The organism is Blautia hansenii DSM 20583, from assembly GCF_002222595.2.
Classification (GTDB): Bacteria; Bacillota; Clostridia; order Lachnospirales; family Lachnospiraceae; genus Blautia; species Blautia hansenii.
Genome location: NZ_CP022413.2, coordinates 1,748,036 through 1,764,191 on the forward strand (window position 1 = coordinate 1,748,036; position 16,156 = coordinate 1,764,191).

At 38.4% G+C, this 16,156-nt stretch carries 16 protein-coding genes; 3 read left to right on the top strand and 13 right to left on the bottom strand.

The window, feature by feature from the left end:
• Positions 1 to 3: 3 nt before the first annotated feature.
• The 8 genes from CGC63_RS08715 to CGC63_RS08750 all read right to left on the bottom strand — a co-directional run bounded on the left by CGC63_RS08715 (position 4) and on the right by CGC63_RS08750 (position 8,284).
• Complete coding sequence (locus CGC63_RS08715; RefSeq protein WP_003021052.1) at positions 4 to 672, bottom strand: acyltransferase; 669 nt, start codon at positions 670 to 672, stop codon at positions 4 to 6.
• A 5-nt stretch (positions 673 to 677) separates the two neighbouring features.
• Positions 678 to 2,747, bottom strand: a complete 2,070-nt coding sequence (locus CGC63_RS08720) for a DNA topoisomerase (RefSeq protein WP_003021050.1) — start codon at positions 2,745 to 2,747, stop codon at positions 678 to 680.
• A gap of 165 nt (positions 2,748 to 2,912) precedes the next feature.
• Positions 2,913 to 3,998 (bottom strand): aspartate-semialdehyde dehydrogenase, encoded by a 1,086-nt coding sequence (asd, locus tag CGC63_RS08725; protein WP_003021048.1) that lies wholly within the window; start codon positions 3,996 to 3,998, stop codon positions 2,913 to 2,915.
• A 53-nt stretch (positions 3,999 to 4,051) separates the two neighbouring features.
• A complete protein-coding gene (gene argH, locus CGC63_RS08730) occupies positions 4,052 to 5,440 on the bottom strand; it encodes an argininosuccinate lyase (protein WP_003021046.1) in 1,389 nt (462 codons plus the stop codon).
• A gap of 69 nt (positions 5,441 to 5,509) precedes the next feature.
• Positions 5,510 to 6,148, bottom strand: coding sequence for an epoxyqueuosine reductase QueH (locus CGC63_RS08735; RefSeq protein ID WP_003021044.1), 639 nt, complete (start codon positions 6,146 to 6,148; stop codon positions 5,510 to 5,512).
• A 16-nt stretch (positions 6,149 to 6,164) separates the two neighbouring features.
• A complete protein-coding gene (locus CGC63_RS08740) occupies positions 6,165 to 7,154 on the bottom strand; it encodes a 2-hydroxyacid dehydrogenase (RefSeq protein WP_009246243.1) in 990 nt (329 codons plus the stop codon).
• Positions 7,155 to 7,249: 95 nt separating this feature from the next.
• Entirely contained in the window at positions 7,250 to 7,945 is a 696-nt protein-coding gene (locus CGC63_RS08745; protein ID WP_003021040.1) for a DUF1129 domain-containing protein, read from the bottom strand.
• 18 nt (positions 7,946 to 7,963) lie between these two features.
• Positions 7,964 to 8,284 (bottom strand): PadR family transcriptional regulator, encoded by a 321-nt coding sequence (locus CGC63_RS08750; protein WP_003021038.1) that lies wholly within the window; start codon positions 8,282 to 8,284, stop codon positions 7,964 to 7,966.
• Positions 8,285 to 8,448: 164 nt separating this feature from the next.
• Here CGC63_RS08750 and CGC63_RS08755 point away from each other — a divergent pair, with 164 nt between their 5' ends.
• Together CGC63_RS08755 and CGC63_RS08760 are read left to right on the top strand one after the other, a co-directional pair.
• Positions 8,449 to 9,219, top strand: a complete 771-nt coding sequence (locus CGC63_RS08755) for an ABC transporter ATP-binding protein (RefSeq protein ID WP_003021036.1) — start codon at positions 8,449 to 8,451, stop codon at positions 9,217 to 9,219.
• Positions 9,212 to 10,021, top strand: coding sequence for an ABC transporter permease (locus CGC63_RS08760; protein WP_040351128.1), 810 nt, complete (start codon positions 9,212 to 9,214; stop codon positions 10,019 to 10,021). Before CGC63_RS08755 ends, CGC63_RS08760 begins: the two co-directional genes overlap by 8 nt.
• A 76-nt stretch (positions 10,022 to 10,097) precedes the next feature.
• Here the strand turns inward: CGC63_RS08760 and CGC63_RS08765 are convergent, their stop codons facing one another.
• The 5 genes from CGC63_RS08765 to CGC63_RS08785 all read right to left on the bottom strand — a co-directional run bounded on the left by CGC63_RS08765 (position 10,098) and on the right by CGC63_RS08785 (position 15,225).
• Positions 10,098 to 11,027 (bottom strand): hypothetical protein, encoded by a 930-nt coding sequence (locus CGC63_RS08765; protein WP_040351127.1) that lies wholly within the window; start codon positions 11,025 to 11,027, stop codon positions 10,098 to 10,100.
• 119 nt (positions 11,028 to 11,146) lie between these two features.
• Positions 11,147 to 12,055, bottom strand: a complete 909-nt coding sequence (gene pfkB / locus CGC63_RS08770) for a 1-phosphofructokinase (protein ID WP_003021030.1) — start codon at positions 12,053 to 12,055, stop codon at positions 11,147 to 11,149.
• 6 nt (positions 12,056 to 12,061) lie between these two features.
• Positions 12,062 to 13,438 carry an MATE family efflux transporter gene (locus tag CGC63_RS08775; RefSeq protein ID WP_003021028.1) on the bottom strand — a complete coding sequence of 459 codons (1,377 nt, stop codon included), beginning with the start codon at positions 13,436 to 13,438 and terminating at the stop codon, positions 12,062 to 12,064.
• Between the two features lie 123 nt (positions 13,439 to 13,561).
• Positions 13,562 to 14,479 (bottom strand): SufB/SufD family protein, encoded by a 918-nt coding sequence (locus tag CGC63_RS08780; RefSeq protein ID WP_003021026.1) that lies wholly within the window; start codon positions 14,477 to 14,479, stop codon positions 13,562 to 13,564.
• Positions 14,479 to 15,225, bottom strand: a complete 747-nt coding sequence (locus tag CGC63_RS08785) for an ABC transporter ATP-binding protein (protein WP_040351126.1) — start codon at positions 15,223 to 15,225, stop codon at positions 14,479 to 14,481. The genes CGC63_RS08780 and CGC63_RS08785 overlap by 1 nt, the downstream gene beginning before the upstream one ends.
• Positions 15,226 to 15,415: 190 nt before the next feature.
• Between CGC63_RS08785 and CGC63_RS08790 the strand changes: the two genes are divergently transcribed.
• A complete protein-coding gene (locus CGC63_RS08790; protein ID WP_003021022.1) occupies positions 15,416 to 16,063 on the top strand; it encodes a tetratricopeptide repeat protein in 648 nt (215 codons plus the stop codon).
• Positions 16,064 to 16,156: the final 93 nt, after the last annotated feature.

Genomic DNA, 16,156 nt, shown 5'->3' on the forward strand with positions numbered 1-16,156 from the left:
ACGCTATTGTTTTTCTACAATTTCATTGCCTTTTTTATAAATACTGTCAGAAGGAACAACGCCTCTTACAGAAGAAAGAGGATAAATATTGCTGTTGCTTCCCACTACTGTTCCCGGATTTAAAACAGAACCGCAGCCAACTTCCACTTCATCTCCAAGCATTGCGCCGAATTTCTTCAAACCTGTTTCAATATGTGTGTTTGCAGCCTTTACAACTACCAGTTTTTTATCTGATTTTACATTGGATGTAATAGACCCTGCCCCCATGTGAGACTTATAGCCTAAAATAGAGTCGCCTACATAATTGTAATGAGGAACCTGAACCTTATCAAATAAGATAACATTCTTTAACTCTGTGGAATTTCCCACTACTGCGCATTCTCCTACCAGAGCATTTCCTCTGATAAAAGCACAATGGCGAACCTCTGCCTCTTTTCCGATAATGGCAGGACCATTGATATAAGCAGTCGGCGCTACTTTCGCTGTTTTGGCAATCCATACATTATCGCCTTTTTTCTCATACTCTGCTTCGTCTAAAGTCTCTCCTAATTTCAGAATATATTCGCCAATGCAGGGAAGAGCCTCCCATGGATAAGTCTTTTCTTCTAAAAGCTCTTTTGCAAGGGTTTTGCTTAAATCATGATATAACTCTTTAATCGTTAACTGCTCCATTTTTTCTACCTACCTTCTCTTAAATTATTTTTTTCTATTTTACTACGCTTTTTTTGATTTTCCAACCTTTTTTGCGCCGGTTTTTTATAAAACTTGGAAGAAGCGTCAAAAAACTGCTTTAACATCAACTGATTTCGAAGCCCCAACACACCTTCTGTACGGGATTTAATGAAATTTTCCAGCTTAAACATATATTCTTCCGAAGTGATACTGCCTTCTGCCACGTATGTAAGCCCCTTCTCCCAGCTTGCCGTAAGCTCCGGATTTAAAAGAGAGCGGATGGAGCAATTCACTACATCAAAAATCATTTCCCCTAACAGTGTAGGCGTAATCACCTGTGTTTTTTTATTTAATTCCAGATATTTAATGGTCACCAATTTCTTCAAAATCTCTGCTCTGGTAGCGCTGGTTCCGATACCGCTTCCCTTAATCTGTGCACGCAGCTCCTCATCTTCGATAAGCTGTCCTGCGTTTTCCATTGCCAAAATCATCGAACCTGAGGTATAGCGCTTTGGCGGTGATGTTTCCCCTTCTTTTATAGAAAAGTCTTCAATGGAAAGATAACTCCCTTTTTTAATACCCAAAATCCAGTTAAGAAATTCCCCATCCTCTGCAATGGTTTTTTCTTCTTTTCCTGCATTGTCTTTCTTCTTTCCAAAAGAATTCGGAGTTACTTTTAAATAGCCTTCTGATACCAGTATTTTAAAAGAAGAAAATAATTTTTCTTTTTCAATCACCGATACCAGATTGATTTTCTGATATACTGCCGGAGGATAAAAAATGCTTAAAAACCTTCTTACAATCACTTCATAAACCTTACTTCCCTGCACGGAAATACTGCGTAAAGCATTTAATCCCTGCCCTGTGGGAATAATGGCATAGTGGTCTGTAATCTGTTTATCATTTACATATCTTGTTTTTATGAGATTTTTATAACAACCTGTCTCTAAAATCTCTGCCGCATAAATACTTCCATGCTCATAGTTCTTTAAGCCGCTGATATTTTTATAGATTTCCTTTGCAACTGCACTGGAAAGGACTCTGGCATCTGTTCTTGGATAAGTAACCAGCTTTTTCTCATATAATTCCTGCACAATTTTTAAGGTTTCATCAGGACTTAATTTAAATAATCTGGAACATTCATTTTGAAGCTCTGCCAGATTAAATAACAGCGGAGGATTTTTATTTTCCTTTTTCTTCTCTATCTTTTCCACCACTGCTTCCAAAGGAGGATTTGCAGAAAGAATTTCCTTTAATTCCATAGCTGTTTCTTTCTTTTTAAATCCGTTTTCCTTATATAAAAGAGGCGATGCAAAATATCTGCTGCTCTCTGCCGCTCTCCATTCTCCTTCAAAAGTATGCCCCTGCTGTTTAAAATTACCGATGACTCTGTAAAAAGGTGTCTTGACAAATTCTCGGATTTCCCGTTCTCTGCGCACCACCATTCCCAGAACACAGGTCATTACCCTTCCCACAGAAATTGCCTGATAACGGCTTCCCAGATAATTTGACACAGCATTTCCGTACTTTAAAGAAAGTAATCTGGAGAAATTAATTCCCATGAGATAATCCTCTTTTGCCCTGAGGTATGCAGATGCAGAAAGATTATCATACTCGCTGATATCTTTTGCTTCCTTTATCCCACGAATAATTTCCTCCTCTGTCTGGGAGTCAATCCAGACTCTTTTTTGCTTTTTATCTTTTACCCCTGCCATCATTGCCACAAGGCGGTAAATATATTCTCCTTCACGTCCAGAGTCCGTACATACATAAATCGTTTCCACATCCTTGCGGTTTAAAAGCCCGCTTACAATCTGAAACTGCTTCTTTACAGAAGGAATAACTTCATATTTAAAGTCCTCCGGAAGAAACGGAAGGGTTTCTAAACTCCACCTTTTCAGTGCAGGGTCATAGGCTTCCGGATAACTCATGGTCACCAAATGTCCCACACACCAGGTAATAATGGTATTTTCCGACTCTAAATATCCGTCCTTCCTTGAAGTATTTACTTTTAACGCTTTTGCAAATTCCTGTGCAACGCTGGGTTTTTCTGCTATAAATAGTGATTTATTCATGAAAGCTCTCTTTCCTTTCAAAATTACGTATCTTTTATGCTAACACAACTTTTTAAAAGCGTCAAATAGGACGCAATTTGCCATGTACGAATTTTCCTATGGAAGAAAAAAGGCGGCATACCTGTTTCTTGCAGGCTGCCACCTCTGTTAAAAAAATATCATTTTTTATTTCTTTGTAATATATCCTTTTGCTTTTAAGGTTTCTGCACAAAGCACTGCACCGCCTGCTGCGCCACGAACTGTATTGTGAGATAAACCGATAAATTTAAAGTCGTATACCTTATCTTCTCTTAAGCGTCCTACGCTTACGCCCATGCCGTTTTCATAATCTACATCAGCCTGTACCTGTGGTCTGTCAGCTTCTTCCATATAGCGGATGAACTGTTTTGGTGCGCTTGGCAGCTCTAATTCCTGTGGAATTCCTTTAAATGCTGTCAATTTTTCAATTAACTGCTCTTTTGTAGGTTTCTTTCTGAATTTTACAAAGACTGCCGCTGTATGTCCGTTTAAAACAGGAACACGTACACACTGACAGGTAATAACAGGTTCTTTTGCAGGAACGATTACGCCGTCTTCGATTTCACCCCAAAGACGCAACGGTTCCATCTCGCTCTTCTCTTCCTCTCCGCCAATATAAGGAATAATATTTTCTACCATTTCCGGCCAGTCTTTAAAAGTCTTTCCTGCACCTGAAATCGCCTGATAAGTAGTAGCAACCACTTCATAAGGCTCAAATTCCTTCCATGCTGTCAATACAGGCGCATAGCTCTGAATAGAACAGTTTGGTTTTACCGCAACAAATCCTCTTGTTGTTCCCAGACGTTTTTTCTGGAATTCAATCACATCAAAATGCTGTGGATTGATTTCCGGAACAACCATCGGTACGTCCGGTGTCCATCTGTGAGCGCTGTTATTAGAAACTACCGGTGTTTCTGTCTTTGCATATTCTTCTTCAATGGCTTTGATTTCCTCTTTTGACATATCTACTGCGGAAAAAACAAAATCCACAGTGGAAGCAACCTCTTCTACATCGGCAACATTCATAACCACTAATTTCTTTACTGCTTCCGGCATAGGAGTTGTCATTTTCCAACGAGCTCCTACTGCTTCTTCATAAGTTTTTCCTGCACTTCTTGCACTTGCTGCAACAGTCACCACTTCAAACCAAGGGTGATTTTCCAGTAAAGAAATAAATCTCTGTCCAACCATTCCTGTTGCGCCTAAAATTCCGACTCTTAATTTTTCACTCATCTGCTTATCTCCTCCGTTTCGTTTTATTTAATATAGCAAATCCTGTCAAAATGTCAATGTTTTTCACAATCTTCCAGATATTTTTTCTGAATTTCCAGTACCTTTTTCATTGCCTCCGGTCCCGGAGCGCCAATGGTATTTCTGGTTTCCACACAGGTCTTCATGCTGATTGCTTCATAAATATCCTGCTCAAATACCGGACTGATTTTCTGATATTCCTCTAACGGCATTTCATCAAGAGAAATCTGGTTTTTCACGCAGAATAATACCAGCTCGCCTACAATGCTGTGAGCATCTCTAAACGGTACGCCTTTTTTTACAAGATAATCTGCCGCATCTGTGGCATTGGTAAATCCGTTTTTCGCACTCTTTTCCATGTTCTCTTTTTTCAATTCCATGGTTTCCAGCATACCGTTAAACAGGGCGATACAGCCTTTTACCGTATCCATTGCGTCAAATGCGAGCTCTTTATCCTCCTGCATATCCTTATTATATGCCAGAGGAATTCCCTTCATAGTAGTAAGAAGAGACATCAGCGCCCCGTAGACACGACCTGTCTTTCCTCTTACCAGCTCTGCTATATCCGGATTTTTCTTCTGAGGCATAATACTGCTGCCTGTGCTGTATCCGTCATCAATTTCGATAAACTGATATTCGTTGGAATTCCACAAAATAATTTCTTCGCAGAAACGGCTCAGGTGCATCATAATCACAGATAAGTCTGATAAATATTCAATTAAATAATCTCTGTCTGCAACAGAGTCCATGCTGTTTAAGGTTGCTCCGTCAAAGCCCAGCAGCTCTGCCGTATATTCTCTGTCCAAAGGATACGTTGTTCCTGCCAAAGCTCCGCTGCCTAAAGGACAATAATTTAATCTCTTTTTCGTATCTGCCAGACGGCTTCTGTCTCTTTTGAACATTTCAAAATATGCGCCAAAGTGATGTGCCGCCGTAATCGGCTGCGCCTTCTGCAAGTGGGTAAATCCCGGCATATACGTATGTAAATTGTCTTCCATTAACTTCAAAAGTGTTTCCAACAGCTCTTTTAAGAGCATATCTGTCTCCTGAATTTCATCTCTGACATAAAGCTTCATATCTAATGCAACCTGATCGTTGCGGCTTCTTCCTGTATGAAGCTTCTTTCCCACATCACCTGTTCTTTTAATCAGATTTGCTTCTACAAAACTGTGAATATCCTCGTATTCCGGAGAAAATTCCAGCTTTTTCTCTTCAATGTCCTGAAGAATTTCTGTCAGTCCCTTGAGGATTTCATCCTTTTCCTGCTCTGTTAAAATTCCCTGCTTTGCAAGCATTTTAACATGTGCCATGCTTCCCTGAATATCCTGCTTATAGAGCTTTTTGTCAAAACCGAGGGAAGCATTGAAATTATAAACCAGCTGATCTGTTTCTTTCGTGAAACGTCCTCCCCATAATTGTGCCATAATTCTGTTCTCACTTCTTTCTCTTTATTGTAGCCAATGCTTTGAGCAGAATTTTATCACTTTATAGTATTAAATGCAAGATTTTTTCTTTTGTTCTTCTCTTTCTTTTTTCGAAAATACACAACCGCAATAATCTTGACGATATAATTGATATTCTTTTGACAATTCCGTAGAACGTTTATATCCGTTTTTCTTCTTAAAATCAGAGGGAAGGTGCTTAACATCATAGATTTCTGCCAGCTCCTCCCCTATTTCATTTATTTTTTGTGCATTTTTTAACGGACTAATGGTCAGCGTTGTTGTGAAATAATCATACCCGCCTTCTGCTGCCAAACGTGCCGCTTCCTCCATACGCATACGGAAACACTGAAAGCATCGCTCTCCGCCCTCCGGCACGTCCTCCAGTCCCTTTGCCATTTTGAAAAAATCCTCCGGACAGTATTCCCCTTCTACAAACTTGGGCTTATGTACAAAAGGCATCTCTTCAATGAGACGCTTCATTTCTTCCGTTCTTTTTTCGTATTCCTCCTTTGGAGAAATATTCGGATTATAGAAAAAATCGGTTATTTCAAAATATTGAGAAAGATATTCTAATACATAGCTGCTGCAAGGTGCACAGCAGCTATGTAGAAAGAGACTTGGAACTTTATTTTCCGCTTTATTTTTCTCAATAATCTTTTCCAGCTCTTTCTGATAATTTCTATTCATTTCTATCCCTTCCGGCTTATTTTACCTCGTTTTCGTTTGTTTCGCCTTTTAAGAAAGTCATTGCATTATCAAGGGTTGTCTGAGAAATTGCAGTCAGCGCCTCTTCTGTGAAAAATCCCTGATGAGAAGTAATCATAACATTCGGGAAAGAAAGCAGTCTGGCTGTTGTAGAATGTTCCAAAATTTCATCAGAACGGTTCTCAAATACGTTCTTTGTTTCTTCTTCGTATACGTCAAGACCTACTCCAAAGAATTTTCTTGCACGAATTCCGTCAATCAAATCATTGGTTTTTACCAGTCCGCCTCTTGATGTATTTACAAGGATAACACCGTCTTTCATTTTTGCAATAGTATCTTTGTTAATTAAATGATAAGTGCTGTCCATCAACGGGCAATGCAGAGAAATCAAATCACTCTGTGCCAGTAATTCATCTAAAGTTACATATTCTACAAAGTCTGCTAAATCCGGATTTTGGTATACGTCATAGGCAATAACCTTCATGCCAAATCCACGGCAGATTTTTGCCATAGCAGCGCCGATTTTACCTGTTCCCACGATACCTGCTGTTTTCTGATAGAAGTTAAAGCCCATGAGACCGCCAAGGCTGAAGTCGTTTTCTCTTACTTTTACATAAGCCTTATGAAGACGGCGGTTTACCTCCAGTGCAAGAGCCATAGCATGCTCTGCTACTGCTTCCGGTGAATATCCCGGCACACGCATAACACGAATACCGTATTCTTTTGCTTTATCCATATCAACATTATTAAATCCTGCACAGCGCATTAAAATCAGCTTGACACCTGCTTCGTGAAGCACGGTCATCGTTTCAGCGCCTACATCAGAGCTTACAAACGCACACACTGCATCATAGCCTTTTGCCAGAGGAGCTGTCTTTGGAGCAAGGTCTGTCTTTAAATAATCCATTTCAATCTCAGGATAATTTGCAATCTGTTTTTCAAATGAGTCTTTGTCGTAGTTTTTTGTGTCAAAAAATAAAATTTTCATAGTCACAGTCCTCCTGTTAAATAATTCACAATCTTTTTTCTCCTTTAATATAATAAATTCTATGGTATTTGTCAAGTACCCTCTTAAATTCTTTTTTATAGATTATGTTTTTTCACTACCTGTTCTACAGTATGGTCAAATTTTTGTTTTCCATACCAGTATACCCCTCCAGCTAAGGGTAATAATATCAGAAATACCCAATTAGGAACCATAATCTCCGAAAAAGGCAAAATATCCTCAAATACTATTTTAAACAGTATATTGGGGAAAATTATAACAGCAGCAGCCACTGCACTTAAAATCCAGCCAATTTTTTTAACCAATACAAAGCGCCCAATAGTGTGCATCTGCCATAATGATAGAAGACAAGGCAAGAAGAAAACCCATAAAAAATCTGCCAGACTGAATATGCCAGTTCCCAAAAAATGTTTGAAATCCGTTGTTATTGCAAGAAAGAAAACCAGCGCGATTACAACCAGATAAGATTTTCCGATTTCTTGAATACAGTAATAAATCTGGTCTTTTTTGCTCTCCTTTCTTCCTTCTGTAACCAGATTTTCTGTAAATTCTTTTACATCTCCCAGAGAATTTTCTAATCGCTCTCCATTTTTTTGTGCTTCTTCTGCTATACCGATTAAATCCTTTCGAATAATTTCTGTCTCCATCATTCCCACACCCTGATTTACAGCATAAGCAGTCACTTTGTCCAAATACCTTTGGTCTTCTATTTCCAAATTCAAGGCTTTGGCATTATTTTCTTTTTTTAATTCTTTCCATACGTTTTTCTTCATATTTGCCACCCCATTTCCTTATAATTTCAATATAGCCTCCACCGTATCTGATACACTTCGCCAACAAATTTCAAACTCATTTAATTGTTCCTGTCCTTCTCGTGTAAGAGAATAATATTTCCTGCTCGGTCCCAAGGGAGAAGGGCGGAATTGTGAGGAAATCATATTTTTCTTCTCTAAGCGCACCAGAATCGGATAAATGGTTCCTTCTTTCATATCCTCAAATCCAAAATCCTGAAGTTTCGTAACAATCTCATATCCGTACGTTGTCTCTACACTGATGATTTTCAAAATGCAGCCTTCCAATGTCCCCCTCATCATTTGAGATTTGTCATACATAATTTCCACCACCTGTCTTTCCTCACTATCACTACTATATACTACATAGTACCTTCTTAACTATATTGTACCACATAGTAGTCCTTTGTCAATTCCTTTCTCTGTCAAAAAACGTATTCTTTTCATATAATACTATATGAAAAATTCAAGAAAGGAGCTTCACTATGAGTTTGCCTCTTCTTCAAGTAAAAGATATAAGTTATACCTACCATACGAAAGCCGGTGAAACTCCGGCTCTTTCTCATATATCTTTTTCTGTATTTCCAGGAGAATTTATAGCTATTGTAGGACCTTCCGGATGTGGCAAATCCACATTTTTAGATATGCTTTGCGGTCTCTTAAAACCCGCCGCAGGAGAACTCCTCTTAAACGGAACTCCTTTATCCATGTCCAATACCAATATCGGTTATATGCTGCAAAAAGACCATTTATTTGAATGGCGCACCATTTACAGCAATATGCTGCTGGGACTGGAAATTCAAGGGAGAGTTACTCCGGAAACAAAAAAACACGTTGAAAATCTTCTGGAGAACTACGGGTTGTACAAATTCAGAAATTCCAGACCTTCTCAATTATCTGGTGGAATGAGACAAAGAGCAGCTCTTATTCGCACATTAGCCTTAGAACCCGATTTACTTCTGTTAGATGAACCTTTCTCTGCCCTAGATTACCAAACTCGTCTTTCTGTTGGAGACGATATCGGAACTATTATCCGTCAGGAAGGAAAAACTGCTATTCTTGTAACACATGACATTGCAGAAGCTGTGAGTATGGCAGATCGAGTAATTATCTTCAGCAATCGTCCAGCTTTTGTCCAAAAAATTATAAATATCAAATTTTCTATGGAAGAACGCACGCCTATGGCATCCAGAAATGCTCCGGAATTTAAAACCTATTTCAATGAAATCTGGAAGGAGTTGAATGTTCATGGCTGATTTACATTCTGTATCTGCTGAACAGAAACGCTATTTACAAATTCAAAAGCGCAATGTACGCCTCATTCAATGTTTCCGTATTCTCTTACTAATTCTTTTTCTGGGATTATGGGAAATAACTGCCCGACTGGGCATCATAGACTCTTTTATCTATTCCAGTCCTTCACAGATTTTAGATACTATGTTTAAAATGATTTCAGATGGAAGCCTGACAAAACACATTTCCGTCACACTCACAGAAACTTTAATAAGCTTTGCACTGGTTACTTTACTCGGTATCCTCTGTGCTGTAATTCTTTGGATTTTCCCCAGAGTTTCCAGTATCTTAGAGCCCTATTTAGTAGTATTAAACAGTTTACCAAAATCTGCTCTGGCTCCTCTGCTTATTGTGTGGCTGGGCAGTAATATGAAAACAATTATTATTGCCGGTATTTCTGTGGCTATTTTTGGTGCTGTTTTAAATTTATATACAGGATTTTGTGAAATCGATTCTGATAAATTAAAACTAATTCAAACTCTGGGAGGCAATAAAAAAGACGCTCTTATCAAAGTTATTCTGCCAGCTTCTATTCCTTTAATTCTCAGTGTCATGAAGGTCAATATCGGACTTTCCTTGATTGGAATTGTAATAGGAGAAATGATTGGAAGTAAGCAGGGACTGGGGTATTTGATTATTTATTCCAGCCAGGTATTCCAGCTTACTACCATGATTATGGCAATTGTTATTCTATGTGTTATTGCTATTCTTTTGTATGGTTTTATTTCTCTTTTGGAAAAATATTATTTAAGAAAATATCAGTAATAGTAAAAGGGAGAAAACTCAAAATGATTTTCTCCCTTTTATGACTATTTTTTAAATTGATGTTTCTTCAGTTGTTTTAAATCTCAATGTTATTTAATTCTTCATTTTTCTCTGTTTCTTCATGCTTATGTCCTACGGTTCCGGCTACTGCGTATAAGTGGAATTTCGGTTCATAATAATATTCTTTTACCAGAGAAAAATCTTCTATTTGCCCCGTACTCTCTACATGTAAAAGAGGTGCGGTACAATCCATTACATAATCACCAATCTGAATATGTTCCTCATCGTAGGGTTTGATAGGCAAATCCTGATGAATTAAATCAAGTATCTTTTCTTCAATTTCTGCCAAATCAAAAGACGGTTTCTCTGTATAATTCAACATAAACCCATGTTTAATATCAGAACGGATACATTTAGGCCGATCAATATCTTTTACGCAATACCCAAACAACTCTTCTGCGCTATGTGTCATTTTTCGATAAATTAAAGAGTCAAAAACAACATTTGCAATATTGTCCGGCAATGGTCCGAAAAGAGAAGGTCTTGTAACAATCACTTCCTCTCCAATTCCAATCAGCAAATCTGCATTTCTTTTCAAAACTGGATATAAAATTTCGAAGTGCTCTACAATTACTCTTTTATTCATCCCTATTACATTGTGTACTGCCTTTGCAATTTCCTCAAGAGAAACATATTTTCTGGCACTGCGCACATCTACATGGAACGTTCTCGGCGTATAAAAACCCACATCTTCCGCATTAAGCAAGGGCATATTTAAAATATCAAATTCATCATCTGACTCCACCATCTGAATTCCCGGAAACATTCCTTTAATCAACATACTCTTACCTGAATCTTTTGCCCCAATAATCCCTATAATCTTATCAAAAGGATTTAAGTACATCTGGGTAATTTTTCTTCCCAGTTCCATAACTCTGCGGTTTCCACGAGGAGCAAAAAAGAAATTATAAAGATTACATTCATGTCGAACATTATTATAAATCATGCGACACCCTCCTTCCAATACCAACTTACTGTTATTGTAACATAATTTGTTTCTCTATACAAACACTAAGCTTTCAAAGAAAGAATTTTATACCACGTCTGGCTATTTGTAATGATTTATTATTTTTCTAATCGTTCATAAATTCTCTGAATTTCTTCCTTGGTAGCCAGTAGATGGGAAAATGCACTGGCACTTCCTGCTGCAACTCCCATACGGAACGCATGGGAATAAGACTGTCTTTCCATCCATCCGGCAATAAAACCGGCTACCATAGAGTCACCTGCTCCTACAGCATTCACTAATGTTCCTTTCGGTGCTGGCTGCATAAATACTTCTCCGTTTTCTGCTACAAGAACGGCGCCTTCCCCAGCCATAGATACCAGAACATTTCTGGCTCCTTTTTCCTGAAGTTTTTTTGCATAAGGAATTACAGACTCTCTGGTCTTTAATTCCACATCAAAGATTTCCCCAAGTTCATGATTATTAGGTTTAATTAAAAACGGTTCATATTCTAACACATATAAAAGCAAATCTTTTGTAGCGTCCACAACAAAAAGAATTCCTTTACCCTGAAGTTCTGCTAAAATATCTCTGTAAATAGAATTTGGAAGACTCTCCGGTATGCTTCCTGCCAGAACCAGAACATCCCCTTCCTCTAAATGTTTGAGTTTTTCCATCAATTTTTCTGCTTCTTCCTTTTGAATTACAGGACCTATTCCATTAATCTCTGTTCCGTCATAATCTTTCAATTTCACATTAATTCTGGAAAATCCTGTTTTTGTCCTGATAAAATCACATTGAAATCCAATTTCTCTTACCATACGCTCAATTTCCTGTCCGGTAAATCCTGCCGTAAATCCCAATGCTGTATTATCTATCCCCAAATTTTGAAGTACTGTGGAAACATTAATTCCTTTCCCTCCCGGAAGCATTTGTTCTTCTTTGGTTCGATTAGTCGTTCCCATCTGAAATCCCTGTAAAGAAATAATATAATCCAGAGAAGGATTAAAAGTAACTGTATAAACCATCTTTTCTTACCTCCTATTTATTTTTAATTTTCTATGAACGCTCTTTCGCACAAACCAAAAGCAAATAACCTGAAGTATAATGGTTACAATCCAAGATGCCGGATAAGAAATAAACAGCCAATCTAAAGAACGGTGCTGTGGAAATATCCAAAAAATCCAGAGAATTCTGGTTCCTACTGTTCCGATTACAGATAAGAACATCGGTACTGCCGAATGTCCCATTCCACGCAAAGCTCCGGGAAACAAATCCATAAGCCCGCAGAGAAAATAAGTAACTGTGGTGTAAAGCTGAATTTCCACTCCACACTGAATAACCTGCGGATCTTTTGTATAAATCCGTAGAAGCTCCGGTCCAAATACATAAGCGCCGCCACCCAAAAGTACCGCAACTACAACAGAAAGAATAATGCAATTCCAGAGAACCTTATCCATGCGCTTCCATTTTCCAACTCCAAAGTTCTGACTGGTAAAGCTCATACATGCCTGAGTAACGGAATTCACCGCAACAAACAAGAAACCAAAAATATTGTTAGCTGCTGTATATCCTGCCATGGCAATGGAACCAAAAGAATTCACAGAGGACTGGAGCAGCACATTGGAAAAATTAATAACTGTACTCTGAATTCCAGCCGGTATTCCCACCTGAAAAATCTGTTTTAAATGATTTTTCTTCAAGGTAAGTTTGGAAAAGCGAAGCTGATAACTGCTGTCTGATTGATAAAGACACCGTAGCACCAAAACACAGGAAACTAATTGAGAAATCACCGTAGCGATAGCCACTCCTGCTACGCCCAGATGAAACACAATAACCAGTACCATATTTAGTCCTGCATTAATCAATCCTGCTGCAATCAGGAAAAACAACGGGCGCTTTGTATCTCCCACGGCTCTTAAAATCGCCGCCCCATAATTATACAACATGAAAAACGGCATTCCCAAAAAATAAATTTTCATATAAAGAGCTGCCTGATCAATGACATCTGAGGGCGTTGCCATAAGCTCCAATGCAAATCTGGAAAAAAACAGTCCCACAAACACCATTACAATTCCGCTGATTAAGGCAAAGGTAATAGAGGTATGAACTGTTTCTGACATTTCCTTGGAGCGTCCCGATGCGTAAAAACGGGCTGCCAGTACATTTGCTCCCAGGGAAACCCCGATAAATAAATTAGTGAACATATTTATCAGCGCAGAGGTTGAACCTACTGCCGCCAATGCCTGACTGCCGCTAAATCTCCCCACTACCACAATATCCACGGCATTAAACATCAACTGCAAAATTCCCGAAAGCATCAATGGCAGAGAAAACGAAATCAATTTATCCATAATAGAACCGTTGCACATATCGATTTCATATTTATTTTTCTTTGACACAGAATTCATATTTTTACTCCTTCTAAATTACAAAAATGACAAAATCGCCGTACCCCACTTTCAGTGCCCTTTACGCACAATGGATACAGCGATTTTTTCATTTTTCAGCTTTGAAAACAAAGAAAGCCTATATTATTTTAAAAATCCACTGATAATCTGTTCTTCCGCTTCTTCCTCTGTCAGTCCCAGAGTCATCAGCTTAATAATCTGCTCTCCTGCAATTTTTCCAATGGCAGCCTCATGAATAAGCGCTGCATCAGAATTATTAGCAGTAATTTCAGGAATGGAACTGATTTTTGCATTTCCTACAATAATCGCATCACATTCTGTATGTCCGCTGCACATTTCGTTTCCATTGAGTACAGATTGGAACAACTGATAAGAATTATCCTTCGCAACAGAGCGAGAAATAATATTAGCTCCTGAATTTTCTCCGTTTAAATCCACTACAAAATGACTTTCTGCTCTCTGTTCTCCGTGAGTCATCAAACGCTCCATAACTTTGATACTGGCATTTTTGTCCAGCTTTACCGTTGTTTTACGGATGGTAGAGTCCACACCTTTAATCTGGGCAGTATCCATTTCCATATAACTGTTTTCCCCTACTTCCACAATGGTTTCCGGGTTCATAATTCTCTGTCCTTTACCATCACCGCTTCCATAGTGTTTTTCCACATATTTTACCTTTGAATTTTTACCGATAAAAAAGCTGTGAATTCCATCATGCTCACTGGAATCATCTGTTCCGCAGTGAATACCGCAGCCTGCAACAATCGTAACATCACAGTCATCCCCGATATAAAAATCATTATAAACCGTCTCTTTTAATCCGGCTTCACTTAGCACAACAGGAATATGAATGCTCTCATTCTTTGTTCCGGCTTTAATTTTAATCACAATACCATCACTTCCCTCTTTCGGGACAATTTCGATATGTTCTGTGCTGTTTCTTGCCTCTGTTTTTCCATTTGTTCTGATGTTATATGCTCCTACAGGAATTTCATGCAGCCCTGCAATTTGTTTTAACAGCTCTTTTTGTACGTTATCCATTATCTCTGCACTCCCTTCTGCCACATTTCACAGCCGGTATCTGCCTGTGCTGCATCTAACAATGCAGGCAACACATCTTCTTTACTTCCTCTTTTTACAAGCCTTCCATCTGCAATTACCAGAATTTCATCTGCGGTATTTAAAATACGTTCCTGATGAGAAATAATCAAAATAGAGCCTTTCTTTTCCTTGTGCATCTTTTCAAATACCTGTATTAAATTTTGAAAACTCCATAAATCAATACCTGCCTCCGGCTCATCAAAAACAGATAGTTTTGTTCCTCTTGCCATAACTGTGGCAATTTCAATTCTCTTCATTTCTCCGCCGGACAAGCTGGCATTTACTTCTCTGTTAATATAGTCTTTTGCACAAAGTCCTACTTCTGAAAGATACTGACATGCTCCGGATAAAGAAATCTCTTTTCCCGCTGCCAAATTAATTAAATCAAAGACCGTAACACCTTTAAAGCGTACCGGCTGTTGAAAAGCATAACTAATTCCATGTTTCGCTCTTTCTGTAATACTCCAGTTTGTAATATCTTCTCCATCTAATAAAATCTGTCCCTGAGTAGGCTTTTCAATTCCTGCAATAATTTTTGCAAGTGTTGATTTTCCGCCTCCATTCGGTCCCGTGATAGCAACGAATCTATTATCCTCAAGAGTAAAACTTACATTTTCTAAAATTCCTTTTTCTTTGTCTTTAGAATTTTCTGCAACTCGAAAGGAAACGTTCCGTAATTCCAGCATTTTTCTTCCTCCCTGTATATCATAAATCATTTTGATTTGTAATCCGTTCTCTATTATATAATTCTGTATTCCAGTTGTAAATGCCTTTTGCCTTTTATTTACATTTTCTCAATTCATGGTATAATCATAATATGCTCGTTTAGAATACAAGCGATGGCTTGAAAATTTATAGAATACGGAGATTTAACTTATGAATATTCAAAATCTGAATTTTACAGTAGAGGAATTAAAAATTCTTGCAGAAAACGGTCAAAAAGATTTTATCTATGCTGTGGGATATTATTATGAAAATGGTATTCGAACCTCTGTTAATTTAACAGAAGCTGCTGTATGGTATGAAAAGGCTGCACAAAAAGGTCATGCAGAAGCTGCTATGCGTCTTGCCCTTCTCTATGCACAGGGGAAAGGTGTGGAAAAAAATGAGAAAAAAGCTTTCACTTATATGGAACAGGCTGCAAAAGCCGGAAATACCAATGCTCTCTATAATGTAGGACGCTGTTATGAGGAAGGAATTGGAGTAAAGCAGGACTTCTCAAAAGCCTTTGACTGGTACAAAAAGGCTGCTGCCGAAGGTGATTTCCGTGCCATGTGTTGTATGGGCGGATATTTTCTCACAGGAAATCCCGTTCCTTATGAACCCGCAAAAGCATTCCAGCTTTTTGAAAAAGCGGCAAATGCCAATATTCCGGCTGCCCAGTACAACCTTTCTGTCTTATACCGCTATGGAGAAGGAACTGAAAAAGACGTGGAAAAAGCAGATTTTTGGAGAATGAAGGCTGCTCAGAATGGTTTCCGCATGGCGATTGATGAGATTGAAAAGCCGGCTGAAAATCAATAATCCATATTTGCTTACCCAAAGAATTATTGGCTGGTGTACCACAGGTGCGTAGCAGCACAATTTCTACTTCAATAATTCTTTGGGTAAAGCCAT